Origin of the sequence: Lelliottia sp. RWM.1 (assembly GCF_016859735.1) — a bacterium.
Classification (GTDB): Bacteria; Pseudomonadota; Gammaproteobacteria; order Enterobacterales; family Enterobacteriaceae; genus Enterobacter.
Map to the genome: position 1 here is coordinate 118,606 of NZ_WLVC01000009.1, position 26,497 is coordinate 145,102.

Here is a 26,497-nt window from a genome sequence, read left to right on the forward strand (position 1 = left end):
TCGTAAATGCAAAATGTCAGAAGCCGTTCATATTTGTCATAGTTATGAATAGTTAATATGGATCACAGTTACGGGACGAAATCGTCCTGCACCGGAGCGAAGCGATGCCCTCACGCCGTCCCCCTTTTTTCACCAGCGCCCGTGGTCGCCTGCTGATTTTCAACCTGCTGGTGGTCGCGGTGACGTTGATGGTGAGCGGTGTGGCGGTACTGGGCTTTCGTCATGCCAGCCAGATCCAGGAGCAGGTGCAGCAGCAAACGCTTGATGACATGACCGGCAGCATGAACCTGGCGCGTGATACTGCCAATGTGGCGACGGCGGCGGTGCGGTTGTCGCAGGTGGTGGGTGCGCTGGAGTACAAAGGTGAGGCAGACAGGCTTAAGCAGACACAAATGGCTTTACGTCACTCTCTGGAACAACTGGCTGATGCCCCGCTGGCGCAGCAGGAACCGGCACTGGTGGCGCGAATTATCCAGCGCAGTAATGAATTACAGCAAAGCGTGACGGAGATGCTGGAGCGGGGGCAACGCCGTCATCTGGAGCGCAACGCGCTGCTTAGCGCACTCTATCAAAGCCAGAGTTACTTGCGTCATTTACAGGATATTCAGCGTCGTTTTGGCGGTAACGTACCAGATGCACAGCTGCTGGGAGAGATGGATCGGCTGATTGTGGCGGCAATAGGTACGCCTTCGCCACGTGCCACCATTCAGCAATTAAACGGAGTAATGGCCTCTCTGCCACGAACGGCTCCGCAGCCTGTTGCGGATTTTGTCCTTCCCGATTTCAACGCTGAACTGCGCAAGCTTGCCCCCTTATCCAAACAGCTGGAAGAGAGCGATTTGGCGATTAGCTGGTATATGTTCCACATTAAGGCGCTGGTTGCGATCTTAAACAGCGATATTAATCAGTATGTTGAGCAGGTGGCTCAGGCATCCCAGCTTCGCACTGCCCAGAGCCATCAGGAACTGCGCTCGATCAGCGTCTTTATCTCGATTTTCGCCGTTCTGGCACTCATCATCACCGGCTGTGCCTGCTGGTATATCTACCGCAATTTAGGCTCCAACCTGACGGCCATTTCCCGCGCAATGTCGCGATTAGCGCACGGCGAGCAGGATGTTTCCGTCCCCGCCCTGCAACGCCGTGACGAGCTGGGCGAGCTGGCGCGCGCGTTCAACGTTTTTGCCCGCAACACCGCGTCACTGGAACACACCACCCGGCTGCTGAAAGAAAAAACCTCGCAGATGGAGGTCGATCGTATTGAGCGCCAGGGGCTGGAAGAGGCGCTGTTGCACAGTCAAAAAATGAAAGCCGTGGGGCAACTGACGGGCGGCCTGGCGCATGACTTTAACAACCTGCTGGCGGTGATTATCGGTAGCCTGGAGCTGACGGATCGTGCCTCGCCGGATGCACCGCGCATTACCCGTGCGCTGAAAGCCGCGGAACGCGGCGCGTTGCTGACTCAGCGTCTGCTGGCGTTCTCTCGCAAGCAGTCCCTCAATCCGCATGCCGTGGAGATGAAACCGCTGCTGGAGAACCTGGGGGAGCTGATGTGCCATTCATTGCCCGCTTCCCTGACGCTGGATATTGAAGCGCAGTCTCCGGCGTGGTCTGCCTGGATTGATGTTAGCCAACTGGAAAACGCCATTATCAATTTGGTGATGAACGCCCGCGACGCGATGGAAGGGCAAACAGGTGTCATTAAAATTCGCACCTGGAACCAGCGTGTTACCCGCAGTGACGGACGCAAGCAGGACATGGTGGCGCTGGAAGTGATCGACCACGGAACGGGGATGTCGCAGGAGGTGAAGTCCCAGGTTTTCGAACCGTTCTTTACCACTAAACAGACCGGAAGCGGCAGTGGACTAGGGTTGTCGATGGTCTACGGATTTGTGCGCCAGTCCGGTGGACGGGTGGAAATTGAAAGTGCGCCAGGGCAGGGGACAACCGTCCGCTTGCAACTGCCACGTTCTACGCTGCTGGCCGTACCCAGGGAAGAAATACGGACTGCGACGGCCTCAGAGCCAAGCGACCAGTTGGTTCTGGTACTGGAGGATGAGGCTGATGTTCGCCAGACGCTGTGTGAGCAACTGCACCAGCTGGGTTATTTAACGCTCGAAGCGGAAAGCGGTGAGCAGGCGCTGAGTATGCTGGAAGCCTCGCCGGGTATTGGCATGTTTATCAGTGATTTAATGCTGCCAGGGAACTTAAGCGGTGCGGAGGTGATTAACCATGTTCGCAGCCGTTTTCCGCATCTTCCCGTGTTGCTGATGAGCGGCCAGGATTTACGTCCGGCGCATAACCCACAGTTGCCGGACGTGGCGCTATTGCGCAAGCCTTTTACCCGCGTGCAACTGGCGCAGGCGCTGCGGAAGGTGACCGCGAATTGAGATTCCTCCGCTACCTCTGCAACCTGCTGCTGTTTACTGTAAAGCCAGCCCCCCTGCGAGACTGGCTTTATGAAATGTTACTCTACCGCTCTGTTATTGGGTTTGCTGTCTTTAACCAGTCAACTGGCTCACGCCGATATTGTAGATGATGCCATCGGCAATATTCAGCAGGCGATCAACGATGCCTATAACCCCAGCAGTAGCCGCAGTAATGATGACGGAGATCGTTATGATGACAGCCGTCGGAATGACAGCAGGCAGTATGACGATCGTCGCCGACAGCTTGAAGACCGACGCCGCCGTTTAGACGAGCGTCAGCGTCGGCTTGATGATGACAGACGACAGCTTGAAGACGACGAACGAAGGCTGGAAGAGAGTGACGATCGTTAACGGTCAGGTGCGGTTTCTTCGTGCGCGATGGAAACCGTTTTGGCTTGCATGCCATCCGTCTGCTCGCCACGAAACGGGAGATACGGCACAGCCCAGCCCATGATTAGCCCGGCCAACAGTCCAGGGCCGGTCGACATCCAGAGAAAATCAGGGGGAAGCTCTTTGATGATCAGCAACCAGCAAAAAGAGGCGATAACCGCGCCGATCGCACCGCAGGCAAGCGTTCTTCGCCAGGCAGAGTGATAGATACGTTGAGGAAAGCATGCCGCAGCTATGCCGGTCAGCAGGGCTGCGAGACCACCTACAATCCAGGTTAATGCCATAAACAGCGGTAAGACGCTGAGGATTTGCAGGAGGAGTTGTCCTGGCGTGTAAGAACTGGTGAGCACTTTACCGACAATGGCAACGGGCACACCAGCGTGTGGGGCTAATAAAGCAAACCAGCAAGCGTGATGGATAATACGGCGTGTTTTTGTCATAGCATTCCCCTTCAGAGTATTCACGTTGAAGGGGGAGGATAATCAGCATAAGTGAAGAGACAGTGAAGTGGCGTTAATCCAGCGCCAGCACCATTCCGTCATACCCCGCTTCGAACCCTTCCGGCAACGGGTTATCCATGAGCCATACGTCAAACTGGTGGCTGATATGGGTCAGAATCACCTGCGGACAGCCAATCACGTTATTCAATGCAATCACCGTATTTAAATCACAGTGGTTGCCGGGCGTTTCATCACGCGGGGCATGGCTACAGTCGATAATAATGACCTGCGGCTGGTTATTGAGCAGGAACTTCACTGTTTTTTCAGGCAGTCCGGCGGTATCGGAGAGCCATGCCACACGGCTGTGGGCGCTTTCCAGTAAATAACCAAAGGTGAGTTTTGAGTGGTTGAGCGGCAATGGTGTCACCCGTAATCCCTGTAGCTCGAAGACCACAAAGGGCTCGACCGTGTGGCTAAAATCCAGAATTCCGGGGTGTTTAAACAGGTCATCGCAGCCAGCGTCGTCCGGCGGGCCGTAGACCGGAAGGGTTGCGCCGACTCCCCAGCGTAGCGGGAACAACCCCTGCACATGGTCCATATGGTAATGGGTGAGCAAAAACTGCTGGAAGCTGCCCGCAGGCCAGTCGTCCATCAGGTCCGGAAGCCCCGCATCCAGCAGTGTCACTGCGTTGTTGAATTTGACCACCGCACTACAGGGGCGACGGCGGTGATTGACTTGCAAACGTGCCCGACGGCATGCCGCGCAGTCGCAGCCAAACACGGGCACAAGCTGAGCGCCACCAGTTCCCGTCAACGTGATCGTCAAACTCATATCCACCTCTACAGCGGTTTGGTAAAGCGAAAGTGGCTCTGTGTGTAGCCTTCACGCACATAAAAACGGTGTGCGTCTACACGCTTCACGCTGGTAGACAGTTCCGTTAATTCCGCACCGGCGTGGCGAGCTTTGTCCTCAGCCCACGCCAGCAGTTGGCTACCGACTTTCAGTCCACGTGCTTGCGGCATCACTACCAACTCCTGGATCTCACCGATCCACCTCGCATGGTGGAGATGAAACTGTAAATGCAGTCCAATCATGCCGATGATATGCCCATCCAGTAGCGCCAGCTGATAGTGCATATTGCGGTCCTGAAGGTTGGCAATAAAGCCGGCATGAAAGGCCTGTCGGTCAAATTCGGCTTGCTTGAGTTCGCAAATCAGAGCGTAAACCGCAAGTGCATCATCAGGCCCGGCGCGGCGAAGTTCACAGGCAGACATGGTGTTTCTCCTTCTGGCGAATCAGTGATAAAAAATTATCGACTGACTGTAGCAAACTTCCGTCGTTGTTGAGGATATGGCAGTCAGAAGGGGTATACCGTGCCGCGCGCTCCAGGCGCAGGTCGATCTCGCGCGCACTCTCTCGCCCACGGTTTTGCAGGCGTTGGCGCAGAATATCGGGCGATACCTGTAAACAAACGGGAAGTAATGCGGCTTCATAGCGGGCATGCGCCTGCGCAAGGTGAGCGCGGGAGCCGTTCACCAGCACGTCAAATCCGGCATGGAGCCACAGATCTATCTCCACGCCCACACCATAGTAGAAGCCATTCGCATGCCAGCTGAGTGCCAGTAGGTTTTGTCCGGCGCGGGTAAAAAATTCCTGTTCGCTCAGTGAAATATGGTTTTCACTTCCGGCGTTCGCTGCGCGGGTAATGTAGCGATGCGCGACCAGTAGCTGGGTATGTTCTCGCTGCCGTAACGCCGACAGCAGGCTGTCTTTTCCGGAGCCGGATGGCCCCATTAACCAGATCAGTCTTCCCATCAGAACACCCTTTTTCCCTGACGCCAGACGTGGTCGATATGAACGTGATCGCCTTTGCGATGTGCCAGCACCAGATCTGCCCGTTTGCCTTCCCCAATCACCCCGCGATCCTGAAGATGTAGCGCCTCAGCCGGGTTTTTTGTCACCAGGCGAATAGCCTGCGGCAGAGAAAAACTATTTTCGTCGTCGTCCGCGACACGGAACGCAGCATCCAGCAGGCTGGCGGGGTAGTAATCGGAGGAGAGAATATCCAGAAAACCCAGTGCGGCCAGTTTGCTGGCGGCGACGTTCCCGGAGTGTGAACCGCCACGCACGATGTTAGGTGCGCCCATCAACACGTTCATGCCGTGTTGGCGTGAGGCTTCTGCGGCTGCAAAGGTGGTGGGAAATTCGGCGATCACGCTGCCAAGTTGATGGGATTCGTGAACATGTTCGTGGGTCGCGTCGTCGTGGCTGGCTAACGCGATATGACGATCCCGGCACAGGGCAGCAATGGCGAGGCGGTTTGGCTGTGACCACCGGGCGGCCAGCGCGAGTTGCTCTTCCTCGTAGCGCGCCATCTCCTCATTGGTGAGCGAATATTTGCCCTGATAATACTCGCGATATTTTTCGATATTGGCGAACTGGCGTTGGCCAGGGGAGTGGTCCATCAGCGAGACCAGCGTGACAGGCTCGCGCCCGACCAGCTTTTCAAACAGAGGCAGGGTGGTGTGATGAGGAAGTTCGCAGCGCATATGAAGCCGGTGCTCGGCGCGGTTCAGACCCCGCTTTTGCGTCTCTTCCACCGCGTTGATCATCTTCTCCAGGTTTTCCAGTCGATCGCCACCATCGCGGACATCGCCAATCGCCACTGCGTCCAGAACGGTCGTAATACCGCTGGCGACCATCAGCGCATCGTGGCTGCTCATCGCTGAATGAGCAGGCCAGTCGACTTTCGGGCGCGGCGTAAAGAATTTATCCAGGTTATCGGTATGCAGTTCAATCAGACCCGGCAACAGCCAACCGCCTTCGCCATCCATCGCCTCAGGAGAACGGCTTTGCGATTCAGCAAACGCGCGGATCACTCCGTCCTGTACCTCAATCGATCCGTCGATCACCTCGTTTTCCAGAACCAGTTTTACGTTATTGATAATCATGGTGCGACTCCCATCGCATAGAGACGGTCTGCCACACGATCGCGGACAGTTGCGTCGTGGAAGATCCCGACGATCGCTGCTCCGCGCGCTTTGGCTTGTTCAATCAGTTCAACCACGGCTGCGCTGTTTTTGCTGTCCAGCGAGGCGGTGGGTTCATCCAGGAGTAAAATCGGGTAATCGACGATAAAACCACGGGCGATATTGACGCGCTGTTGCTCGCCCCCGGAAAAGGTGGAAGGCGCCAGATGCCATAAGCGTTCTGGTACGTTCAGGCGAGTCAGCAGGCTGGCGGCTTTGGCGGCGCAGGTTTCACGCGGGACGCCCAGATCCAGCAAGGGTTGCATGACGACGTCGAGTGCGGAGATCCTGGGGATCACCCGCAAAAACTGGCTCACCCAGCCGATCGTTGAACGGCGGACATCCAGCACCTTCCGCGCAGGAGCCTGAACCAGATCGACCCATTCATCACCATGGCGAATGTGAATGTGGCCTTCGTCCGGCAGATAGTTGGCATAGAGCGAACGCAGCAGCGTCGATTTTCCACTGCCGGAATGACCGTGCAGCACCACACATTCGCCGCTTTTGACATTCATCGTGGCATGTTGCAGTACCGGCAGACGCACGCCGTTTTGCTGGTGGAGTACAAAGGTCTTACTCACGTTTTCTACGCGGATCATGTTGGCCTCTTAGTTCTGCAAAACGGACGACACCAGCAACTGGGTGTACGGATGGTGTGGGTCGTCGAGTACGCGATCAGTTAGCCCACTTTCCACCACCTGGCCTTGTTTCATTACCAGCAGACGGTCGGCCAGAAGGCGTGCAACGCCCAAATCATGGGTGACAATCACCACCGCCAGATTCAGTTCCACCACCAGGCCGCGCAGCAGGTCCAGCAGGCGTGCCTGAACGGAGACATCCAGCCCCCCGGTGGGTTCATCCATAAACATCAGCTTTGGGTGGGTCACCAGGTTGCGGGCGATTTGCAGGCGCTGCTGCATACCGCCGGAGAAGGTGGTTGGCAGGTCATCAATACGTGATGCGGGGATCTCCACGTCTTCGAGCCACTGTTGCGCCGTTGCGCGGATATTGCCGTAGTGACGCGCGCCCGTTGCCATCAGCCGTTCGCCAATATTGCCGCCCGCCGAGACCTGACGGCGCAGACCGTCCATCGGATGTTGATGCACCACGCCCCACTCGGTGCGCAGCAAGCGACGTCGTTCGGCTTCGCTCATTCCGTACAGCGACTGGCCTTCGTAGAGGATCTCCCCGTTTTGTGGGGTAAGGCGGGCGGAAATCGATTTAAGCAGTGTGGTTTTGCCGGATCCGGATTCCCCGACAATTCCCAGCACTTCCCCTGGCCACAGCTCGAACGACACATCGCTGAAGCCTTTTCCTGGCGCATATAAATGGCTCAGGTTATTCACCGAAAGCAGCGGTTTCATTGGCTGTTCGCCTCGCTCTGTTGGCGGCAGAAATCGGTGTCGGAACAGACAAACATGCGCTTGCCCGTATCATCCAGCACCACTTCATCCAGGTAACTGTGTTTCGAACCGCAGATGGCGCAAGGTTCGTCCCACTCCTGAACCGTAAAGGGATGGTCGTCAAAATCGAGACTCTCCACGCGGGTATAGGGCGGCACAGCGTAGATACGCTTTTCGCGCCCGGCCCCGAAGAGCTGGAGCGCAGGCATCATGTCCATTTTGGGGTTATCGAATTTCGGGATCGGTGATGGGTCCATAACGTAGCGTCCGTTGACTTTCACCGGGTAGGCGTAGGTGGTGGCGATATGGCCGAAGCGGGCGATATCTTCATACAGCTTCACCTGCATGATGCCGTACTCTTCCAGGGCGTGCATGGTGCGGGTTTCAGTTTCACGCGGCTCGATAAAACGCAATGGCTCCGGGATAGGAACCTGAAAAATCAGGATTTGGTCTTCGGTGAGTGGTGTTTCTGGAATGCGGTGGCGAGTCTGGATCAGCGTCGCATCCTCAGTTTTTTCCGTCGTATTCACCCCGGTGACCCGTTTGAAGAAATTACGGATCGACACGGCGTTGGTGGTGTCATCTGCGCCCTGATCGATGACCTTCAGCACATCGGCTTCGCCAATCACGCTGGCGGTAAGCTGGATCCCGCCGGTTCCCCAGCCGTATGGCATGGGCATTTCACGGCCGCCAAACGGAACCTGATAGCCCGGAATAGCAACCGCTTTTAAAATGGCGCGACGGATCATCCGTTTGGTTTGCTCATCCAGATAGGCAAAGTTATACCCGCTCAAATTAGCCATGTTCGCGCTCCCGTTGCAGGCGTTTCAGCAGTTCCAGTTCGGCCTGAAAATCGACGTAATGCGGCAATTTGAGGTGCGAGACAAACCCGGCGGCTTCAACGTTATCTGCATGCGCCAGCACAAACTCTTCATCCTGTGCCGGGCCTGAAATGGTTTCGTCGTATTCCGGGGCTTGCAGGGCGCGGTCGACCAGCGCCATCGCCATCGCCTTGCGTTCACTCATGCCAAACACCAGCCCATAGCCACGCGTAAAATGTGGAGCTTCGTTTTCCGGGGCGACGAAGCCGTTCACCATTTCGCATTCTGTCACCAGCAGTTCACCGATGTTGACGGCAAAACCCAGCTCTTCCGGAACGATGGTGACATCGACGTGACCACTGCGTATTTCCGCTGCAAACGGGTGGTTGCGCCCGTAGCCGCGCTGGGTCGAGTAGGCCAGCGCCAGCAGGTAGCCCTCGTCGCCGCGCATCAGTTGTTGCAGGCGTGATGAGCGTGAACACGGATAAACCGGTGGCGTGCGGGTGATGTCATCGGGTGTTGTTCCGTTGTCTTCTTCAGCTTTCGCCAGCCCCTGATTTGTCAGCAGGCTAAAGACGTGCGGGGAGGGGGGGGGTTGAAATGCGGCTTTTTTCAGTTCTGGCGATTCACCGTTTGCCAGCAGGGTGAAATCCAGCAGGCGGTGAGTGTAGTCGTAGGTCGGGCCAAGCAACTGACCGCCGGGGATATCTTTGTAGACCGCCGAAATACGGCGCTCCAGTCGCATGTCGGCCGTGGCAACAGGGTCGCTGACTGCCAGCTTAGCCAGCGTTGTCCGGTAGGCGCGCAGCAAGAAAATCGCTTCAACGTTATCGCCACTGGCCTGTTTCAGCGCCAGTGCCGCCAGTTCCCGGTCGGCAATGCCGCCTTCCGTCATCACGCGGTCCACGGCGAGGTTTAACTGTTGTTCAATCTGGGCAACGCTCAGCTCGGAAAGCTGCTCATCACCCCGTCGTCTGTGCTCCTGCAACGCATGGGCGGCGGCTATCGCCTTTTCGCCCCCTTTGACAGCAACGTACATCAGCACACCTCCACATGGGTGGTTCGTGGAATAGCCAGCAGGCGTTCGCCGCAGGTCAGGAGCAGGTCGATACCCAGCGGGAACGGGTGTGGACGTTCGGTCAGCTCATGAATGATGCACTCCGGCAACTGTGGCGCGACCATGCGTTCATCGGCGATCCCCGCGCCAGTCAGACGCAGCATACGTCCTCCGCTCAGGCTGGCGACCTGCAAAATCAGCGTGGCGCTGGTTTCCGGTGCAACGGCCGATCCTGTGGAAAGGGCGTTAAGCTGTTCGTGGCTAATTTGTTCATCCGCCACGGCAAATATGGCCTGTTGCGGTTGTTCAACCAACGGCGCGCTGGTGTGAAAACGCAGGTTCTGTCTGGCGATATCGTTCGCCAGCGCGGCAGAGAGCCATACCGGGGTGTCATTGTCTGCCAGCGTGAGTAAGACGCTGGTGGTCGCGAGGCTCAGCGGCAGCCAGCCTTGTGAAAGCGGGTGAAGCGAGACAATGACGCCAGGCTCGCTCATGGCCTTCAGCAGACGGCGAAAACTGTGTTGGGCATCCTGGACGGCCAGGGTAAAAGCAGGTTGAAGCGTCATGCGTTATCTCCGCGAACAAGCGTAAAGAAGTCGACCCGGCTGGTGTTCACTTCGGCCTGACGTGCAGCAGTGCGTGCAGCGTGGTCAGCTTCCAGCGGGGCAATTAAGGTTTCCATCAGGGTCTGAAAATGGGTCTGTTCCTGCAAAAGTGCATCGATAACTGCACAGCGCTCAGCGTGCTGTTTATCGCGACCCAGGACATAGCTGTAGCCCAGTGTCCCGCTTTTCAGGCGGACAACGGCGCGGGTGAGGGTGGCATCACCGGCAAAAAAACGCGCTCCTGTGCCGCTCATACGCGCCTGGATCTGAACCAGGCCAATTTCCGGCGCGCGAATGGTCGTATAGTCTGGCGTCAGATGCAGGGCATGCATGCGGGTTTGCAGCGCGGCTGGCTGACTTTTGGCAAGTACGCTCATCCAGCGCTGGCGAGTGGAGGTGTCGACTGACATTCAGTGCTCCATGGTGAATTCAATCATGTCGGCGCGGGTCAGGCTGACGGAGTATTCCGTTGCGTTGACCTCGCCGTCACGGTGGTTAAGGGTGCGAACACAGAGCAGGGGAGCCATGTTTGGGATCTCCAGCACTTTGCTCTCTTTCGCCTGAGCGCGGCGGGCACTGATGCGCGTCTGGGTTCGTTTGAGTGCAATACCGGTGGCATCCCGCAGAAAGTCGTGCAGCGATCCGCTGGAGAAATTCTGCAACACTGGCCAGAGGGTAAGGTCGGCAAAGTAGTGATCGATCTGACATACCGCCACACCATTCACCCGGCGCAGTGTTCTCAGGTGCACTACGTTATCGCCCTCCTGAATACCGAGCGCATCCGCTACATGGCTGGACGCGGGGCGCAAGACTGAGAGCAGTTTTTCGCTGGTGGGATGGCTGCCCTGATCGAGCAGGTTCTGACTAAAGCGCGCCTGAGAATTGAGCGGGTAGTCAAACGGGCGCATCAGCACCAGTACGCCAATGCCCTGACGGCGCTGTACCCAGCCGCGTTCAACCAGCTGGTCGATGGCGCGGCGCAAGGTGTGACGGTTCACTTCGTAGCGGTCGGCAAGCTGCTGCTCGGCGGGCAGATAATCACCACAGCGATATTGCGTGCGCAGCTCGACTTCGAGTTTTGCGGCAATCTCTTGCCAGCGGGTAGGGTAACTGGTCGGATGTCTGGATACGTGCATATAAATCAAAGCCTCGCTTCTCAGATGAAATGCTTACGCAAACGTTGAGAGAGGAAATCAAGCAGGCTGACAGTGATGATAATGAGCACCATCAGGGCACAGGTTTGCTGGAACTGGAAACCGCGAATCGCTTCCCACAGGGTGACGCCAATTCCGCCTGCGCCGACCATACCGACCACCGTTGCGGATCGGACGTTGGATTCAAAGCGATAGAGTGAGTAGGAGATGAGCAGTGGCATCACCTGCGGCAATACGCCGTAGAGGATCTCTTCGATTTTGTTTGCACCCGTCGCGCGAATCCCCTCGACCGGGCCGGGTTCGATGGCTTCAACGGCTTCTGACAGCAGCTTGGAGAGGACGCCGGTGGTGTGAATAAACAGCGCCATCACGCCCGCGAAAGGACCAAGTCCTACGGCGACCACGAACAGCATCGCGAAGACCATTTCATTGATCGCGCGACAGGCATCCATCAGGCGACGCATTGGCTGGTAAACCCACCAGGGGACGATGTTTTCGGCGCTCATCAGGCCAAACGGAATGGAGAGAATAACGGCAAGGGCTGTGCCCCAGACGGCGATTTGCATCGTGACGGCCATTTCACCGAGATAGTCTTGCCACTGGCTAAAGTCTGGCGGGAAGAAATCGGCGGCGAAGGTCGCCATGTTGCCGGAATCTTTGACCAGCATCAGCGGGTCCATTTCCGCACCCTTCCAGGAGATAACAAGCACTGCCAGCAGAATGGCCCAGCTAATCAGGGAGAACCAGCTGCGTTTTGGTGGCGGGACGGTGATGGTTTGCATGTGTGACACCTTTGGTTTATGTCCCTCACGCAGCCCTCTCCCCTTGGGGAGAGGGCTGCGTGAGGGCTAAAAGTTACTGAACCGCTTTATTCACGCTGGTCATGGCGCTCAGCGCCGCGGTCAGACGATCCAGGTCTTCCAGCTTCGCCTGAATTTCAGACACTTTGCTGGTCTTCTCTTCTTCCTTAAGACCTTTGTTATCCTTCACGCCCTGCATCTCTTTAAACAGGGCGAGTTGGCGAATCGGAACCAGTTGAAGGTCGCTTGATGCACGGAATGGCGCCCAGCCCAGACGCTCCAGAACGGTTTTCTCTTCCGGTGTTTTGCCGTAATTCATGAAGAAGTCGTACACCTTGTCCTTGGTGCTCTCGGAAAGGTTTTTACGCCACACGATCGGGTCGCCAGGGATCAGTGGCGATTTCCAGATAACCTTCAGTTCTTTCAGTTTGTCCGGCGCAGAGACTTTCAGTTTGTCGAGGTTTTCAGTGTTGTTTGTCGCAACATCGACCTGTTTGTTTGCGACTGCCAGCGCGTTGGTTTCGTGACCGGCATTCACGGTGCGTTTGAAGTCACTGGCAGAGGCATTATTTTTGGCGAAAACGTAATAGCCCGGAACCAGGAAGCCTGACGTGGAGTTAGGATCGCCGTTGCCAAACGTCAGATCTTTACGTTTGGCGAGCATGTCGTTGAGGTTATTGATGGGACTGTCTTTGTTGACGATCAGTACGCTCCAGTATCCTGGAGAGCCATCTGCCGCAACGGTTTGAGCAAAGACCTGACCATTGGCACGATCCACCGCTTCCATGGCGGAGAGGTTGCCGTACCAGGCAATATCCACTTTGTTAAACCGCATACCCTGGATGATGCCCGCATAATCGGGGGCGAAGAAGGCATTCACTTTGATGCCCAGTTTGGTTTCCATATCTTTCAGGAACGGTTCCCACTGAGGTTTGAGATTCTGCTGTGATTCCGTCGAAATAATGCCGAAGTTCAGTGCTTTTTCCTGTTCTTCCGCGTACGCAGGGCTTAACAGGGTGCTGATGCTGAACATGCTGGTAAAGGCCAGCGCGGCAACGGCTTTGTAGCTCATGTACTTTCCTCGGATCGGGTTGAGTTAAGCAGCCTGCGCGTTCTCTTCGACGCGGTTAATGCTGCGGTAGAGATGGTCAAAACGTTCGCTATCAAACTGATGACTTGCGCCATCAAAGAACACATGGCCCTGACGCAACGCGACGATGCGTTCGCAGTAGCGCAGGGCGTAATCCACCTGATGCAGAGTCACCACAACGGTAATGCCGTCGTTCTGGTTAATGTCGCGCAGGGTTTCCATCACGATGCGGGCTGATTCTGGGTCTAACGAGGCAATAGGCTCATCCGCCAGGATCACTTTTGCTTTTTGCATCAGGGCACGCGCAATGGCGACGCGTTGCTGTTGCCCACCGGACAGGGTGGAAACACGCTGATGGGCAAAGTGCGCCATGCCTACGCGGGTCAGCGCCTGCAAGGCTTGCTGTTTCTGAGAGGGGGAGAACCAGCGCAGGCAGGTGCGCCAGAACGGTGTACTGCCGAGCGCGCCGATAAGTACGTTCTCCAGCACCGTCAGACGGTTCACCAGGTTGAATTGCTGAAAGATGTAGCCTGTCTGCGCACGGCTTTTGCGGATATCACGCGCCAGGCGCCCTGCACGCTGGACGGTGTTACCCAGCAGCTCAACGTGGCTTTCCGGGGTTTTATCGCCGGTGATAAGCCCACTTAAATGACGCAGAAGGGTTGATTTACCTGAGCCGGATGGCCCCAGCAGCGCCACCATTTCGCCCTGCTGGACGGTCAGATCAACGGCATGCAGAGCCTTGTTATGATGAAAGGTCTTGCTGAGTTTCTCGACGCGGATAACAGTTTGCATGTGATGAAGCCTCACGATAAATGTGGCCTCATGCTGGCGGATCAATGTGACATTTCGGTTAAGTGCGGGTTGCGGAAGTTTGAAGAGTTGAGGGGGAAATGATGACAGGCGGAGGCAGACTGCCCACCGCCAACATCTTAGTGCTGTTTGATGACGTTAATCATCCATGGAACACCATATTTATCAGTGACTTTACCGAATCCGTGGGCCCAGAACGTTTCCTGCCAGGCCATTTCAATAGTGCCACCCAGGGCCAGATTATCGAACCAGCGTTTACCTTCTGCCACATCCTGGGTATCGAGGACCAGGGTAAAACCACTGTAGTGTGCTTTTCCATCAGGCAAGCTGTCGCTCATCATGATATCGCTGCCTGCGATACGGACATTGGAATGGGCAATGGCGGAATCCGGGAATTGTATGCCGGACGGACAGCCTTCTTCGCTGTGTTCGTCTTTTGGCATTTCACCGAAGGTGATTTTGTAGAGGAGTTCTGCGCCGACGGCCTGCTGATAAAAGGCGGTGGCCTCTGTGCAGTTACCGGCGAAAGCAATGTAGGGACTTAACGGCATAATCGTTACCTCAGGTAAGAGAAGCTCGTTAAGTGTAGTTCTGGCAGGCCCGGTAAGCGAAGCGCCACCGGGCCTGGAAAATCAGTTCTTTTTCACGAACTCAGATTTCAGCTTCATCGGGCCAAAGCCGTCAATTTTGCAGTCAATATTATGATCGCCTTCTACCAGACGAATATTCTTCACCTTCGTGCCGATTTTCAGCATTGAAGAGCTGCCTTTCACTTTCAGATCTTTAATCACGGTAACGCTGTCGCCGTCGGCCAGCAGATTACCGTTCGCATCTTTGACGGTCAGTACATCGCTCTCCTGCGAGGGCTCTGCGTCATTCCATTCATGTGCGCATTCCGGGCAGATGAACATGCCGTTATCTTCATAAGTGTATTCAGAATTGCATTTCGGGCAGTGTGGGAGTTGCATGTCGGTATCCTCAAAAAAGTGCTTATCACGCTGGAAAGAGCCAGCTAAAAGGCGGCATAGAGCCGAAAAAGGCGGCAAGTATAGCGCAAATCCACACTTTTGTCGGTGATATCGTTTTATAAAAAAGTGCAAAAAACAGAGATGGGATGACATTTCCTGTCAGTCAGTTAAGCGATGCTAACACCCTTAAGAAGGTGGAAAGAAATGGCACTAAATATATCGAATATTTTATTGCAGCAAATTGCTACACTCTCCCATTTCGGATAAGGTGAAGCAACACGTTGTTATTTATCCATTGCTTCTACTGTCTTGCCTCAAATGACAGTGGTGAATTACCTCTCTTTTTAGGTGGGTAAATAATGATGATATATCCTGAAGTTTCCTGAAATTGAGCTACGCTTTTTATCTTTTGGCTATCTGGCCAAAGGGGGAAGTATTACACGCTATACAACGATGGGAATATATTTCTGATTGCCATCAATTAGTTATATTTAAGTGAACATGTTTTCCACACGTGATCATATAAGCCGAAACAGCATAATTAAAACGAAGTGGCTTAATAAAAGTATTAAATTTGCGTTAAGGGAAGGCTTTTATCATGCACACACAGACCATTTTTGAATTAAGCCAGGAAGCAGAGCGGTTGCTACAACTCGCCTTGCAGAATCTTGATACGTTGAAATCAATGCCGATTGCGATGCTGGATAGCACTACAGCGGCGATAACTGGCGAAAATAACAACGTTTTACCTTTGCATTTCAGTACGCGTGGTGTCGAAGCGCAGCAAGCGATGCTGAATAATGAATTACGGAAAATTACCCGCCTTGAAATGGTGTTGGCGATTGTCGGGACCATGAAGGCCGGTAAGTCGACCACGATTAATGCCATCGTTGGGACGGAAGTCCTCCCGAACCGCAACCGTCCGATGACGGCATTACCCACATTGATTCGCCATACACCGGGCCAGAAAGAGCCGGTACTGCATTTTTTACATGTATCTCCGATAGATACATTGCTTCAGCAATTGCAGCAACGACTGTGCGATTATGATCGGGGAAAACTGGCGCAGCGTCTGGAAATTGATAAAGACATGAATGCGTTGTTGGAGCGTATTGAAAAAGGTGAGGCTTTTGAAAAGCATCATCTTGGTGCGCAACCCATATTTCATTGCCTGAAGAGTCTTAACGATTTGGTGCGACTTTCTTTGGCGCTGGGTGTCGATTTCCCGTTTTCAGAATATGCCGCCATTGAGCATATACCGGTCATTGAGGTGGAGTTTGTGCATCTTGCTGGTCTGGATGCGCATTTGGGGCAACTGACGTTGCTCGATACCCCAGGGCCAAATGAAGCCGGGCAACCGCATCTGCAAAAAATGCTCAGTGAGCAGCTTGCGCGAGCCTCTGCAGTGCTGGCCGTAATGGATTACACCCAACTGAAATCCATTTCTGATGAAGAGGTTCGCCAGGCCATTTCTGCGGTCGGGAAATCCGTCCCGTTGTATGCGCTGGTGAATAAATTCGATCAGAAAGACCGCAACAGCGATGATGAAGAGCAGGTGCGGGCGATGATTTCTGGCACGCTAATGAAAGGCAATATTTCGCCGGGGCAAATTTACCCTGTTTCGTCGATGTGGGCTTATCTGGCAAACCGCGCGCGCTATGAAATGACCGCTAACGGACATCTTCCCGATCATCAGGAGCAGCGTTGGGTTCAGGATTTCGCCGAGGCCGCACTGGGCCGCCGCTGGCGTACGGCTGATTTGGATGATATCGAACATATTCGTCATGCCGCCGACCTGCTGTGGGAAGACTCTTTATTTGAGCAACCGATCCGTAAGTTGATCTATGCCGCGTATGCCAATGCCTCGTTGTTTGCCTTGCGTTCTGCATCGCACAAACTGCTGAACTATGCGCAAAATGCCAGGGAGTATCTCGATTTTCGCTACCAGGGTCTGACGGTGGCCTTTGACGAACTGCAGCTTAATATTGCCCGTCTGGAAGAGGATATGACGCTGCTGCAAACGCGTCAGGCAGTGGTGAGCGATGAAGTCGAGCATGAAGTTGAGCAGGCGCTGAGCGCAACGGATAGCTTTATTGCGCAGCAAAAGAGCACGCTTCAGCAGGCGATTGCTCATGTGTTCAGCAGCGATAATGTTCTTGATCTGGCAGGTATTGATCCCCTGAATCTGCGCAGCAGTGCACCGGAGGATATGAAGCAACTGGTGCTGGAGGATGAAGGCCAGGCGCAAATTGTGCTGAGTAAGATCCGTTCTTCCTGCGAGCTGATCATGCTGGATGTGCAGAATAAAATCAGCCGTGAACTGGCATTACGCTTTGATCAACTGGAGTCCACGCTGGCGCGATCTCTGAATGAGGCGATGCGCCCCATTGAGACACGCATTAAAGAGCAGCTCAGTCATGCCGGTTTTCGGGCGCGGATTAGCTTCCCGGCATTTCAGGCTAATCAGCTTAACTTTAATACGCGTGCGTTGTTTAACGATGCGATAGCGCTGGATAACCGGCCTGCTGGTCAGGCTTCCGGTGCGGGCAGTATGCGGGAGACGGTTTCTCGCTGGCTGAATAATCCGGGTTGGGGCTGGGAAGATTACGTGGTGACGCGGACCCGATATGTTATCGATATCGCTCAGCTTCATGACAAATTTAAGCAACATATTGATCAGTTTTGTGAACAAATTCGTAAAGCTTTGGCCGCTCAGGTCGATGTCTCTGTTACGGCAGGTATGGCAACGTTTTTTGCGGAATTTTCGTTGTGCCTGACCGGGTTACAGGAAAGCTTGCGTGATAGCCTCGCAGTACGCCAGCAAAATGAGCATTCCACTCGGGGGCTCAGCCAGCTGTTGAAGCAAAGTCTTACGACTGCGACGTGGATTCAGGAAGATACCCGACTGTTACGCGATGATATTCAAACTCTATTCGCGGCAGAGCAACCATGACAACACAACTACTGGACGGTCCCGGGCGGACGCTGGAGTGTATTCATCCTAAATTTATGGTCGATCTGGTTCAGGGGGTGGACGCTGTGCGTCATACCCCTTTGGGGCCGCAACAGCTGCAGTTTCGTGAGCGTTTAACTCAGGAGATCATGACGCACACTCGGCTGCGGCCCTGGGCGATGGCGGGAATGCTCAACGAAAATGTGGCATTGCGCCTCGGGTTGGCCGAAAAACTGGCTGGAATGCTTGATCCCGGGCATCTGGCGCTCACCCGGATGACCGAAAAACTGACGGCACTGCGTCAGCAGACAAACCCGCGTACACCGCAATCTCCGGGCCTGATGCAGCAATACGACGACCTCTCTTCACATTTTAACCAGCGTGCAGCCTATAAAGAAAAAGCCTTGTCTCAGCGCGGGTTAACGGTGCAGGCAGGCGAGCATAGTGAGCAGATTTTTACTCGCTGGCGAGCCGGACACTATGATGGCTGGTCGTTGGCTGGGCGTTGCTATATCGCACTGGAAGAGTTGCGTTGGGGGGCATTTGGTGATGCCTGTCGCCTTGCGAATGATGATGTGGCTGAAATGCTCAAGGATAACCTTTGTAGCATGGCGTCAAATTACCTTGCTCAGGGGATAAATGCTTCTCCCGCCACACGCCACTTTTATCATCAGTGGCTGACTACACCTGCTTCCCCTGGATTAATGGATCATAAAGATATGCTGGGCTGGCTGGGGGACTGGTGTCATGCCGATAAGCATCCGGTGAGCTGGTCGGTGACGCAGAACTGGCAAACAGTGGCATTAGGGATGCCGAGATTGTGTTCAGCGAAACGCCTGGTGGGGGCGATGGTCGAAGAGATATTTGGTGGATGAAGGTTTTCCCCTCATCTTCTCTCCATAAAGAAAGAGGATGAGGGGGCAGTGTTTTAGTGATGCATTTCTACCGTTTTTTGCTCGACGCCTTGTTCAGGAACATTGCCGAACCGTTTGGCATACAGTGCCGTAATAATCGGAACCAGGATTGCTGTGACAATTACGCTGGCGGCAACCAGGGCTGTCGCTGATGCGGCGACCGGTTCGAAGGCGGGGTTAATCTGCGCGATGATCACCGGGTTTGCTACGGCAGCACCTGCGGCTGATGAGGCTGCGACACCAGCCGTCCCGTTTCCTCCACCAATCACGCGGTCGGCAATAATCAGCGGAATACCCGTGATGATGATAACGGCAACGCCCAGAACAATCCCCAGCAGACCGGTATCGAGGATCACATTCAGATTGATGGTGTTACCCAGTGCGAAACCAAAGAATGGAATCAGTACCGGGGTTGCTTTGCTGAAGAAATCACGCAGGTCGTGATCCAGATTACCCAGCGCAAAACCGATCAGGAAGGGCAGAACTGCACCGACGAAATGGTGAGGTTCAAACGAGGCCAGACCGGCCGATCCCAGTATCAGCATGGTCATCAGCGGGCCTGACTCCAGAGACATCAGAACAAATGCGCCCGACTCCTCTTTCGTTCCGTATTGGTTCATCAGGCTGGCGTACAGACCGCCGTTAGTCATATCCATAGCAGAGACAATTGCCAGTACGGACAACCCTGCAAAGAAACCGGTTTGCACGCCATTTTCAGGAATAAATACGGCGCAGATCATCGCGACAACCCATGCGACTGCAATTTTGGTAATAACTAACGTTCCGGATTTACGCAAAACCGTACCCGTTGCGCGTAAATTAATGGACGCACCAATACAGAAGAACCATACCGCCAGAATCGGTACTGTTCCTGTAATCATCCCTTTTGTGAAACCACCAAAATAAGCACCTGTATTCGGCGCAAGAGTATTTAAGATTGCGCCTAGCACTAGCGGAACCAGCATCATTCCGCCAGGGATACGTTCTATCGTGGCTTTGATTTTCATGTTTAACCCTCACATCATATCCCGCGTAACTGGCGGAGATGTCAAAAAAATAAATCAATTAATTCAATGAATTGATCGACTGCTCCGTCGAGCATTTCGTTATCCATGCAAAAAAATTAAGTAAGTGCATTCAATTACCCTTCAATCGAAAGCACCAAAAGTGGTGAATTCAGTTTTATAATGCGATCATTGGAATTGCGATTCAATGAAAATAAAACAATGTTTTAGTTATGCGTGTCACATATTTTATGTAAACATTAGAATTGATATTCGATAATTAAAATTTCTGTGAATTGGTTGTGAATAAATGTGGTTTATTTTTTGTTCTGAAGGAAATAATAACGTCCGGGAGGATATTGCTTTTCCCGAAAGGCTGAGGGCTGTAGTAAGCGAAAATTGACAAATACTGAACACAGCTGACGAAGAGGGGGAATATGTGTGAAGTTGATCACAAATATAAACACTGGTAGGGTAAAGAGGTCATTAACTGCCCAGGCAGGCGTCAACAGGTTCGGTTGTATCGACGTAAAACGTCAATGTAAGTAAACCTGCTACGCTTGAAGAGGAGATGCGCAAGAGGCGCTCACCAGGTCCACAGACCGCAAAATATACTGTGGTGCGGACAGGGCTCAGTCTACGAGGATAGCAATGCTTAAAAGGAAAAAGGTAAAACCCATCACGCTTCGCGATGTCACGATTATCGATGACGGAAAGTTACGCAAAGCAATCACCGCCGCCTCGCTCGGTAATGCGATGGAATGGTTCGATTTTGGTGTCTATGGTTTTGTGGCCTACGCACTCGGTAAAGTGTTCTTCCCTGGTGCAGATCCCAGCGTGCAGATGATTGCAGCTCTGGGTACGTTCTCCGTTCCCTTCCTGATTCGACCTTTAGGTGGCCTGTTCTTCGGCATGCTGGGCGATAAATACGGTCGCCAAAAGATACTGGCTATCACCATTGTGATCATGTCAGTCAGTACGTTTTGTATCGGCCTGATACCGTCTTACGCCTCGATTGGCATTTGGGCGCCGATCCTGTTGTTGCTGTGTAAAATGGCACAGGGATTCTCCGTTGGGGGAGAATATACGGGCGCATCGATCTTTGTTGCGGAATACTCGCCAGACCGTAAACGTGGCTTTATGGGAAGCTGGCTGGACTTTGGCTCTATTGCCGGGTTTGTGCTTGGCGCGGGCGTGGTTGTTCTGCTGTCGACTCTCGTCGGAGAGGAGAACTTCCTTGACTGGGGCTGGCGTATTCCGTTCTTCCTGGCGCTACCGCTTGGGCTGATTGGCCTTTACCTGCGTCATGCGCTTGAGGAGACGCCTGCGTTCCAGCAGCATGTTGATAAGCTGGAACAGGGTGACCGTGAAGGTTTACAGGAAGGTCCAAAAATCTCGTTCAGGGAGATTGCAACCAAGCACTGGCGCAGCCTGCTGGCTTGTGTTGGTCTTGTGATTTCCACCAACGTTACCTACTACATGCTGTTGACCTACATGCCGAGCTACCTGTCGCATAACCTGCACTACTCGGAAGATCACGGCGTATTGATTATCATCGCCATCATGATTGGGATGCTGTTTGTGCAGCCGGTGATGGGGCTGTTGAGTGACCGCTTTGGTCGTCGCCCGTTTGTGATTATGGGCAGTGTTGCGCTGTTACTGCTGGCAATCCCGGCCTTTATGCTGATTAACAGTAATGTGCTGGGGCTGATTTTTGCCGGCTTGCTGATGCTTGCGGTGATCCTTAACTGCTTCACAGGGGTGATGGCTTCGTCGCTACCGGCGATGTTCCCGACGCACATTCGTTATAGTGCCCTGGCGGCAGCCTTTAACATTTCGGTACTGATTGCCGGTCTGACGCCGACACTTGCCGCCTCGCTGGTGGAGAGTACGCAGAACCTGATGATGCCAGCCTACTATCTGATGGTTATCGCGGTGATTGGTTTGATTACCGGTATTACCATGAAGGAAACGGCAAATCTGCCGCTGAAAGGAGCTACGCCTGCGGCATCTGACCTTCAGGAAGCGAAAGAGATCCTGCGTGAGCATCACGACAATATCGAGCAGAAAATTGAAGATCTTGATGCTGAGATAGAAGCGTTGCAGGAGAAGCGTTCACGTCTGGTGGATCAGCATCCACGGATTAACGAGTAAGACAAAAAACCCGCCGCTGGCGGGTTTTCTTTGACTAGCATCCGGCTGCGATATAGTCCCCGTTAGCACTCATGGGGATGACTGTCAGGAACAGGACGACCGCGAACAGAATCAACATCACGCCACCCACAATTTTGACGGCTGGAACCAGCCAGTTGAGTGCAGAATTGCCACCGAAGCAGGCCACCGTTCGTTCACGGGCATACCTTACTGCCAGCGATAATCCCATAATAGACAGCGCCGTTCCCAGCGCCATGGTCATGACGGCCGCAATACCCCAGGTCACAATGCCCAGCGCATTTGAGAACATCAGAATCATAATTGCGCCACTGCATGGTCGCGCGCCAATGGCCAGAATCACGCCCAGCCGGGTTTTCCAGTCACCTTTTGTCAGGTCCGCACCGACGCCGTGATGGCCGCAGCCACAGTGTTCGTCATGCTGATGTACTGGTTTGAGCGAACTGATGGTCATTTTTCGTGGGCGCAAAGTCTTGAGTGCCTGATAAATGACAAATGCGCCGAACGCGCCAATAAGAACGGCGCTGATTTTCTCCACATACCAGCGACTGGTACTGAGATCCCCTGATGCCAGATTAAACCCGATGGCCAGAATAAAGACGAACAGAATGGCGCTGACGCCCTGCATCAGGCTACCGATAAACGGTACGACGCGTGCTGCGAGTTGGCTTTCTTTATTGGTGCTCAGATACGTGGTGACAATAAACTTGCCATGTCCCGGCCCGATAGCATGGAGTACGCCATAGAAGAATGCGCCAGTCAGTAACCATAGCCCTCCGCTGTACTGATGGTTATTGAGCTGCAGTAAATACATCACCAGATAGCGATGTAGAGTGATTTGCGTGGCAAGACACCATTGAATAAAAACATTCCAGTGAGTGTGTAGAGTTAAGCCCGCGAATAAAAGTACCAGCACGATTAACCCGGCAGTGGGGATGCGCCAGTCACGCGTCAGACGTTGTGTGGTCATGGGAGGGCCTGTGACGAGAAAATTTAGGAAAAGTATAGCGGGAGCGGACGTTTTGCGTCCATTGACGTTGATGTCTATATCGGCATTCGATCATTTTAGCACTGATGAAATACTACTATAAATAAGGGTAGACAGACGTTATATCTTGTCGGGTATCTATTAATTAATGGTGTATATCAAGGGATAAAGGGAATCCAGGGCTTTTCTGGTTGGCTGGGCTTATTGTGTTCAGACTCTACACACCGGCGGTATAACAAGGTATAGTGTCCGCCGCTTTTTTATTCAAATAATATTTACTCATTCATTTTTTCACAGCAAGGCAACGGGATGTTCAATAGTTTATTAAACCGTCTTGGTCATTCATTTCGTATGAAACATAAAAGTACAGACCTTAAAGATACACTCATGTGGTTATTCCCTGCTATCGTTGTATCAATAGTCATTCCGATCTGTATTGGCTATAAAGGGTTTGGTAGCTCAATATTAACCTTTGTTACACTTTATCTTTCCAGAAAGAACAGGGTGACATTTTATGTATCGTGCCTCGTCTTATTCTTTATTTCACTATATATACCTGTAGGTATTAATTTTGGCAGGATAAGTTATGGTTATGTAATATCGGCATTGCAAACAAATACCGGGGAGCTATCTGAATTTTTGCGTGGGACAAGCTTTGCTGCATGGTTTCTGATGTTCCTGGCCATTGCTTCACTCTACATGTTTGCAAAAAATGGTCAGGATTTTGGTAAAAAATACAGCTGGTTATATCTCATTGCGTTTGTTCTGATAAACCTTAATGCCTATCCTAAACGTATGCTTTTTCTCACAACCGAGTACGTAAAGCAGGCAAATGCTGAGCTGAAAAAGCTTGAGAGCTATAGCCAGGTTCCTGATGATTTCACGGTGGTCGATAATCATCAGAGGTATAAGAATATTATTGTTGTTGTCGGGGAAAGTGTTACCAGGGATTACTTATCGGTATATGGATACCAGCATGACACCACACCGTGGCTGAATCATGCTCCGGGGTATTTCTATTCAAACTATGTATCATCAGCCCCAAATACCTTTATGTCGTTACCGCGAACACTGACAGTGAGTGACGGCATAAAAACCGAAGAGAATAACAATATTGTTGCGCTGGCAAAAAAAGCAGGCTTGTACACTCACTGGATTTCTAATCAGGGGTTTGTCGGCGAATTTGACACGCCAAGTACGATTATTGCGAAAAATGCACAGCATGAAGTCTTTTTTAAAAAGGGTGATTACAACGCTAACAATACCGATGATATGGATCTACTGAAGCAGTTGAGCAGTATCATCAACAATAAAGAGCATGATCGTAATGCTGTTTTTCTGCACATGATAGGCTCTCACCCTGATACCTGTGAAAGATTGAATGGATTCCCGGTGAATATAAGAATAAGTCATCAGGAAAAATTCAATTGTTACCTCGCGACATTACAGAAACTCGATCTCTTCCTGGAACGTGCTGTCCAGATACTGAACCAAAGTGGGGAGTCTTACGCGCTGGTGTACTTTTCCGATCATGGTATGACGGTTGATGAAAGCGATCGCCCGGTGCGCCACGGTAATGATGCCCGACAGAACTATAATGTCCCCTTCTTCATTTTCACCAGTGACAGCGATAAGCACATCACTTCTGACAAACCCATCAGTGCAAGACAGTTCATCTCTATATTTGAGTGGTTGTCCGGTTTTAGCTCCGATAAGGTGACGGCCCATTCCCCGGAACAGGCTACCAGTGGAAACATTACTGTTTTTGACGGTGGCAAGCTCACTGAGTATCAGGGTTTGAAGAACAATCCGATCATCCATTAATCTCGGGCCTGCTGAAGGCGATGAAAATAGAATCGGCTTCAGCAGGTAGTCAGCACGATTGACGAGACAAAGGCCAGGCATGACCTTGCCAGGATTGTCATTCGAGAGTGATTACTTGTTTTCGTCTTTTGGTGCAGCTTTCAACTTGTCAAACATATCTTTAGCTTTGAACACCGTAGAGGCATCTACTTTTTCAAAAACTTTTTCGGCCAACTTATCAACATGCGTATCTAACGCACCATTAAGGCCAAGCTTGTTATTAATCTGTTTTTTCACTTGATGTTTAATGATTTTTTCTTTTGTTGCTTCGGGTAAGAGTGTATCTCTCATTTTAGTCAAAAAGCTCATCTGCTTTCCCCTTTGCTTTTCCTTTTACGACATCATCAATGCATCCTGTGACAGCGACAAGAGCCGCAGCGATCATAGCCATATCATCTGTGTATCCTAAAACTGGCGTTAAATCAGGAATCAGGTCAATTGGCGATACAAGATAAGCGAGTGCACCGTAAATGATCGTCTTATCTTTGGTTGAGCATTTTTCACTCTCCAGGGCGTAATACAGGGTAAACACCTGCTCAAGGGAAGTGCGGCCAATGCTCTTGCAATACATTTTCGCTTTTGCCCAAAAACCCTCTTCGTTGTAATCATCTATCTCTATAGCCATTCGTTTCCCCTTTGCTTGTCTTTTTCACGGTGTTATCGGTTTATCGCTTTTCTATAGTGCTGGAGCTGGCTGACGATAAATGTCAGTCATCCTTATTTCATTTTCGACCAGAATAGCGATGGCTTTAACTAAATCCGGCATAGCCTTGCTGGAGAAACATCTGGACAGTGAAAATCGTAGCGCCACGCTTTCTTCTATATGTACCTCTATATACTGGTGTGCTTGCTGCACATTAATGAATGTATCGCGGCGATGGAGTGCGTAAATTCATACCGTGTTGAGCCTCATCACCCTGGAATGTGGCCGAAAACAACGATGATTGTGGATAAGTCTGTGAGCAAAAGGGTATAAGGCGGTGTTTTGCTGTGGAATGCAGCAGTCAGTCATTTTTCTGCAATTTAAGGGTTGCGGCCTGATGAGAACTCCCTATAATGCGCCTCCATCGACACGGCGGATGTGAATCACTTCACAAACAACCCGGTCGGATGAAGAGAAAAATCCTGAAATAACGGGTTGACTCTGAAAGAGGAAAGCGTAATATACGCCACCTCGCGACAGAGCGCTAAAGCGTGTCGCACCTGCTCTTTAACAATTTATCAGACAATCTGTGTGGGCACTCAAAGTGACATGGATTCTTGACGTCGCAAGACGAAAAATGAATACCAAGTCTCTGAGTGAACATACGTAATTCATTACGAAGTTTAATTCACGAGCATCAAACTTAAATTGAAGAGTTTGATCATGGCTCAGATTGAACGCTGGCGGCAGGCCTAACACATGCAAGTCGGGCGGTAACACAGGGAGCTTGCTCCCGGGTGACGAGCGGCGGACGGGTGAGTAATGTCTGGGAAACTGCCTGATGGAGGGGGATAACTACTGGAAACGGTAGCTAATACCGCATAATGTCGCAAGACCAAAGAGGGGGACCTTCGGGCCTCTTGCCATCAGATGTGCCCAGATGGGATTAGCTAGTAGGTGGGG

The 26,497-nt window shown here is 52.6% G+C and carries 27 protein-coding genes and 1 rRNA gene; 7 read left to right on the forward strand and 21 right to left on the reverse strand.

Annotated features, from left to right (window positions below; genetic code table 11):
• Window positions 1-104 precede the first annotated feature (104 nt).
• Window positions 105-2,387 carry an ATP-binding protein gene (locus GF617_RS10020; RefSeq protein WP_203451592.1) on the forward strand — a complete coding sequence of 761 codons (2,283 nt, stop codon included), beginning with the start codon at window positions 105-107 and terminating at the stop codon, window positions 2,385-2,387.
• A gap of 69 nt (window positions 2,388-2,456) precedes the next feature.
• Window positions 2,457-2,777: a DDRRRQL repeat protein YjdP gene (gene yjdP, locus GF617_RS10025; RefSeq protein WP_203451593.1), complete on the forward strand. Its 321-nt coding sequence runs from the start codon at window positions 2,457-2,459 to the stop codon at window positions 2,775-2,777.
• Here yjdP and GF617_RS10030 read toward each other — a convergent pair.
• From GF617_RS10030 to GF617_RS10110, 17 genes are all read right to left on the reverse strand, one after another.
• On the reverse strand, window positions 2,774-3,256 hold the full coding sequence (locus GF617_RS10030; RefSeq protein ID WP_203451594.1) for a hypothetical protein: 483 nt from the start codon (window positions 3,254-3,256) through the stop codon (window positions 2,774-2,776). The genes yjdP and GF617_RS10030 overlap by 4 nt on opposite strands.
• 73 nt (window positions 3,257-3,329) lie before the next feature.
• Window positions 3,330-4,088 carry a phosphonate metabolism protein PhnP gene (gene phnP, locus GF617_RS10035; RefSeq protein WP_181621894.1) on the reverse strand — a complete coding sequence of 253 codons (759 nt, stop codon included), beginning with the start codon at window positions 4,086-4,088 and terminating at the stop codon, window positions 3,330-3,332.
• Between the two features lie 8 nt (window positions 4,089-4,096).
• A complete protein-coding gene (phnO, locus tag GF617_RS10040) occupies window positions 4,097-4,531 on the reverse strand; it encodes an aminoalkylphosphonate N-acetyltransferase (RefSeq protein ID WP_181621895.1) in 435 nt (144 codons plus the stop codon).
• The gene (phnN, locus tag GF617_RS10045; RefSeq protein WP_181623664.1) at window positions 4,518-5,075 is read right to left on the reverse strand and encodes a ribose 1,5-bisphosphokinase; all 558 of its coding nucleotides are present in this window, start codon (window positions 5,073-5,075) and stop codon (window positions 4,518-4,520) included. Before phnN ends, phnO begins: the two co-directional genes overlap by 14 nt.
• Window positions 5,072-6,208, reverse strand: coding sequence for an alpha-D-ribose 1-methylphosphonate 5-triphosphate diphosphatase (gene phnM, locus GF617_RS10050; protein ID WP_203451595.1), 1,137 nt, complete (start codon window positions 6,206-6,208; stop codon window positions 5,072-5,074). Before phnM ends, phnN begins: the two co-directional genes overlap by 4 nt.
• Entirely contained in the window at window positions 6,205-6,885 is a 681-nt protein-coding gene (gene phnL / locus GF617_RS10055; RefSeq protein ID WP_181621897.1) for a phosphonate C-P lyase system protein PhnL, read from the reverse strand. The genes phnM and phnL overlap by 4 nt, the downstream gene beginning before the upstream one ends.
• Before the next feature lie 9 nt (window positions 6,886-6,894).
• Complete coding sequence (gene phnK, locus GF617_RS10060; protein ID WP_181621898.1) at window positions 6,895-7,650, reverse strand: phosphonate C-P lyase system protein PhnK; 756 nt, start codon at window positions 7,648-7,650, stop codon at window positions 6,895-6,897.
• Window positions 7,647-8,492 carry an alpha-D-ribose 1-methylphosphonate 5-phosphate C-P-lyase PhnJ gene (gene phnJ, locus GF617_RS10065; protein WP_181621899.1) on the reverse strand — a complete coding sequence of 282 codons (846 nt, stop codon included), beginning with the start codon at window positions 8,490-8,492 and terminating at the stop codon, window positions 7,647-7,649. The genes phnK and phnJ overlap by 4 nt, the downstream gene beginning before the upstream one ends.
• Window positions 8,485-9,549, reverse strand: coding sequence for a carbon-phosphorus lyase complex subunit PhnI (locus tag GF617_RS10070; protein ID WP_181621900.1), 1,065 nt, complete (start codon window positions 9,547-9,549; stop codon window positions 8,485-8,487). The genes phnJ and GF617_RS10070 overlap by 8 nt, the downstream gene beginning before the upstream one ends.
• Window positions 9,549-10,133, reverse strand: coding sequence for a phosphonate C-P lyase system protein PhnH (gene phnH, locus GF617_RS10075; RefSeq protein ID WP_181621901.1), 585 nt, complete (start codon window positions 10,131-10,133; stop codon window positions 9,549-9,551). The genes GF617_RS10070 and phnH overlap by 1 nt, the downstream gene beginning before the upstream one ends.
• Window positions 10,130-10,582 carry a phosphonate C-P lyase system protein PhnG gene (gene phnG / locus GF617_RS10080; RefSeq protein WP_203451596.1) on the reverse strand — a complete coding sequence of 151 codons (453 nt, stop codon included), beginning with the start codon at window positions 10,580-10,582 and terminating at the stop codon, window positions 10,130-10,132. Before phnG ends, phnH begins: the two co-directional genes overlap by 4 nt.
• On the reverse strand, window positions 10,583-11,308 hold the full coding sequence (phnF, locus tag GF617_RS10085) for a phosphonate metabolism transcriptional regulator PhnF (RefSeq protein WP_181621903.1): 726 nt from the start codon (window positions 11,306-11,308) through the stop codon (window positions 10,583-10,585).
• Between the two features lie 20 nt (window positions 11,309-11,328).
• Window positions 11,329-12,108, reverse strand: coding sequence for a phosphonate ABC transporter, permease protein PhnE (phnE, locus tag GF617_RS10090; protein WP_181621904.1), 780 nt, complete (start codon window positions 12,106-12,108; stop codon window positions 11,329-11,331).
• 73 nt (window positions 12,109-12,181) lie between these two features.
• A complete protein-coding gene (gene phnD, locus GF617_RS10095; protein WP_181621905.1) occupies window positions 12,182-13,198 on the reverse strand; it encodes a phosphonate ABC transporter substrate-binding protein in 1,017 nt (338 codons plus the stop codon).
• Window positions 13,199-13,222: 24 nt separating this feature from the next.
• Complete coding sequence (phnC, locus tag GF617_RS10100) at window positions 13,223-14,011, reverse strand: phosphonate ABC transporter ATP-binding protein (protein ID WP_181621906.1); 789 nt, start codon at window positions 14,009-14,011, stop codon at window positions 13,223-13,225.
• Window positions 14,012-14,148: 137 nt separating this feature from the next.
• A complete protein-coding gene (yjdN, locus tag GF617_RS10105) occupies window positions 14,149-14,580 on the reverse strand; it encodes a VOC family metalloprotein YjdN (protein ID WP_181621907.1) in 432 nt (143 codons plus the stop codon).
• Between the two features lie 81 nt (window positions 14,581-14,661).
• A complete protein-coding gene (locus GF617_RS10110) occupies window positions 14,662-14,997 on the reverse strand; it encodes a zinc ribbon domain-containing protein YjdM (protein ID WP_181621908.1) in 336 nt (111 codons plus the stop codon).
• Between the two features lie 598 nt (window positions 14,998-15,595).
• Here GF617_RS10110 and crfC point away from each other — a divergent pair.
• Both crfC and GF617_RS10120 read left to right on the forward strand, forming a co-directional pair.
• The gene (gene crfC, locus GF617_RS10115; protein WP_181621909.1) at window positions 15,596-17,950 is read left to right on the forward strand and encodes a clamp-binding protein CrfC; all 2,355 of its coding nucleotides are present in this window, start codon (window positions 15,596-15,598) and stop codon (window positions 17,948-17,950) included.
• The gene (locus GF617_RS10120; protein WP_203451597.1) at window positions 17,947-18,825 is read left to right on the forward strand and encodes a diguanylate cyclase regulator RdcB family protein; all 879 of its coding nucleotides are present in this window, start codon (window positions 17,947-17,949) and stop codon (window positions 18,823-18,825) included. The genes crfC and GF617_RS10120 overlap by 4 nt, the downstream gene beginning before the upstream one ends.
• A 53-nt stretch (window positions 18,826-18,878) precedes the next feature.
• On the opposite strand, the gene kdgT is transcribed toward GF617_RS10120, so the two are convergent.
• Window positions 18,879-19,871 carry a 2-keto-3-deoxygluconate transporter gene (gene kdgT, locus GF617_RS10125; protein ID WP_181621911.1) on the reverse strand — a complete coding sequence of 331 codons (993 nt, stop codon included), beginning with the start codon at window positions 19,869-19,871 and terminating at the stop codon, window positions 18,879-18,881.
• Window positions 19,872-20,519: 648 nt separating this feature from the next.
• Here kdgT and proP point away from each other — a divergent pair.
• The gene (gene proP / locus GF617_RS10130; RefSeq protein ID WP_181621912.1) at window positions 20,520-22,022 is read left to right on the forward strand and encodes a glycine betaine/L-proline transporter ProP; all 1,503 of its coding nucleotides are present in this window, start codon (window positions 20,520-20,522) and stop codon (window positions 22,020-22,022) included.
• 34 nt (window positions 22,023-22,056) lie between these two features.
• Here proP and GF617_RS10135 read toward each other — a convergent pair whose 3' ends face one another.
• A complete protein-coding gene (locus tag GF617_RS10135; protein ID WP_181621913.1) occupies window positions 22,057-23,010 on the reverse strand; it encodes a nickel/cobalt transporter in 954 nt (317 codons plus the stop codon).
• A 327-nt stretch (window positions 23,011-23,337) separates the two neighbouring features.
• Here GF617_RS10135 and GF617_RS10140 point away from each other — a divergent pair, with 327 nt between their 5' ends.
• Entirely contained in the window at window positions 23,338-24,852 is a 1,515-nt protein-coding gene (locus tag GF617_RS10140; protein ID WP_239006408.1) for a phosphoethanolamine transferase, read from the forward strand.
• A 111-nt stretch (window positions 24,853-24,963) separates the two neighbouring features.
• On the opposite strand, the gene GF617_RS10145 is transcribed toward GF617_RS10140, so the two are convergent.
• Both GF617_RS10145 and GF617_RS10150 read right to left on the reverse strand, forming a co-directional pair.
• On the reverse strand, window positions 24,964-25,200 hold the full coding sequence (locus GF617_RS10145; RefSeq protein WP_239006409.1) for a hypothetical protein: 237 nt from the start codon (window positions 25,198-25,200) through the stop codon (window positions 24,964-24,966).
• Window positions 25,184-25,516, reverse strand: a complete 333-nt coding sequence (locus GF617_RS10150; RefSeq protein ID WP_181621914.1) for a YkvA family protein — start codon at window positions 25,514-25,516, stop codon at window positions 25,184-25,186. The genes GF617_RS10145 and GF617_RS10150 overlap by 17 nt, the downstream gene beginning before the upstream one ends.
• Before the next feature lie 723 nt (window positions 25,517-26,239).
• Here GF617_RS10150 and GF617_RS10155 point away from each other — a divergent pair.
• Window positions 26,240-26,497 (forward strand): 16S ribosomal RNA (locus tag GF617_RS10155); the annotation flags it as partial.

Bases quoted from the DNA above. Each gene is read 5' to 3' on its own strand.
- GF617_RS10020 (WP_203451592.1), top strand. From the start codon at position 105: ATGCCCTCACGCCGTCCCCCTTTTTTCACCAGCGCCCGTGGTCGCCTG.
- yjdP (WP_203451593.1), top strand. From the start codon at position 2,457: ATGAAATGTTACTCTACCGCTCTGTTATTGGGTTTGCTGTCTTTAACC.
- GF617_RS10030 (WP_203451594.1), bottom strand. From the start codon at position 3,256: ATGACAAAAACACGCCGTATTATCCATCACGCTTGCTGGTTTGCTTTA.
- phnP (WP_181621894.1), bottom strand. From the start codon at position 4,088: ATGAGTTTGACGATCACGTTGACGGGAACTGGTGGCGCTCAGCTTGTG.
- phnO (WP_181621895.1), bottom strand. From the start codon at position 4,531: ATGTCTGCCTGTGAACTTCGCCGCGCCGGGCCTGATGATGCACTTGCG.
- phnM (WP_203451595.1), bottom strand. From the start codon at position 6,208: ATGATTATCAATAACGTAAAACTGGTTCTGGAAAACGAGGTGATCGAC.
- phnL (WP_181621897.1), bottom strand. From the start codon at position 6,885: ATGATCCGCGTAGAAAACGTGAGTAAGACCTTTGTACTCCACCAGCAA.
- phnK (WP_181621898.1), bottom strand. From the start codon at position 7,650: ATGAAACCGCTGCTTTCGGTGAATAACCTGAGCCATTTATATGCGCCA.
- phnJ (WP_181621899.1), bottom strand. From the start codon at position 8,492: ATGGCTAATTTGAGCGGGTATAACTTTGCCTATCTGGATGAGCAAACC.
- GF617_RS10070 (WP_181621900.1), bottom strand. From the start codon at position 9,549: ATGTACGTTGCTGTCAAAGGGGGCGAAAAGGCGATAGCCGCCGCCCAT.
- phnH (WP_181621901.1), bottom strand. From the start codon at position 10,133: ATGACGCTTCAACCTGCTTTTACCCTGGCCGTCCAGGATGCCCAACAC.
- phnG (WP_203451596.1), bottom strand. From the start codon at position 10,582: ATGTCAGTCGACACCTCCACTCGCCAGCGCTGGATGAGCGTACTTGCC.
- phnF (WP_181621903.1), bottom strand. From the start codon at position 11,308: ATGCACGTATCCAGACATCCGACCAGTTACCCTACCCGCTGGCAAGAG.
- phnE (WP_181621904.1), bottom strand. From the start codon at position 12,108: ATGCAAACCATCACCGTCCCGCCACCAAAACGCAGCTGGTTCTCCCTG.
- phnD (WP_181621905.1), bottom strand. From the start codon at position 13,198: ATGAGCTACAAAGCCGTTGCCGCGCTGGCCTTTACCAGCATGTTCAGC.
- phnC (WP_181621906.1), bottom strand. From the start codon at position 14,011: ATGCAAACTGTTATCCGCGTCGAGAAACTCAGCAAGACCTTTCATCAT.
- yjdN (WP_181621907.1), bottom strand. From the start codon at position 14,580: ATGCCGTTAAGTCCCTACATTGCTTTCGCCGGTAACTGCACAGAGGCC.
- GF617_RS10110 (WP_181621908.1), bottom strand. From the start codon at position 14,997: ATGCAACTCCCACACTGCCCGAAATGCAATTCTGAATACACTTATGAA.
- crfC (WP_181621909.1), top strand. From the start codon at position 15,596: ATGCACACACAGACCATTTTTGAATTAAGCCAGGAAGCAGAGCGGTTG.
- GF617_RS10120 (WP_203451597.1), top strand. From the start codon at position 17,947: ATGACAACACAACTACTGGACGGTCCCGGGCGGACGCTGGAGTGTATT.
- kdgT (WP_181621911.1), bottom strand. From the start codon at position 19,871: ATGAAAATCAAAGCCACGATAGAACGTATCCCTGGCGGAATGATGCTG.
- proP (WP_181621912.1), top strand. From the start codon at position 20,520: ATGCTTAAAAGGAAAAAGGTAAAACCCATCACGCTTCGCGATGTCACG.
- GF617_RS10135 (WP_181621913.1), bottom strand. From the start codon at position 23,010: ATGACCACACAACGTCTGACGCGTGACTGGCGCATCCCCACTGCCGGG.
- GF617_RS10140 (WP_239006408.1), top strand. From the start codon at position 23,338: ATGTTCAATAGTTTATTAAACCGTCTTGGTCATTCATTTCGTATGAAA.
- GF617_RS10145 (WP_239006409.1), bottom strand. From the start codon at position 25,200: ATGAGCTTTTTGACTAAAATGAGAGATACACTCTTACCCGAAGCAACA.
- GF617_RS10150 (WP_181621914.1), bottom strand. From the start codon at position 25,516: ATGGCTATAGAGATAGATGATTACAACGAAGAGGGTTTTTGGGCAAAA.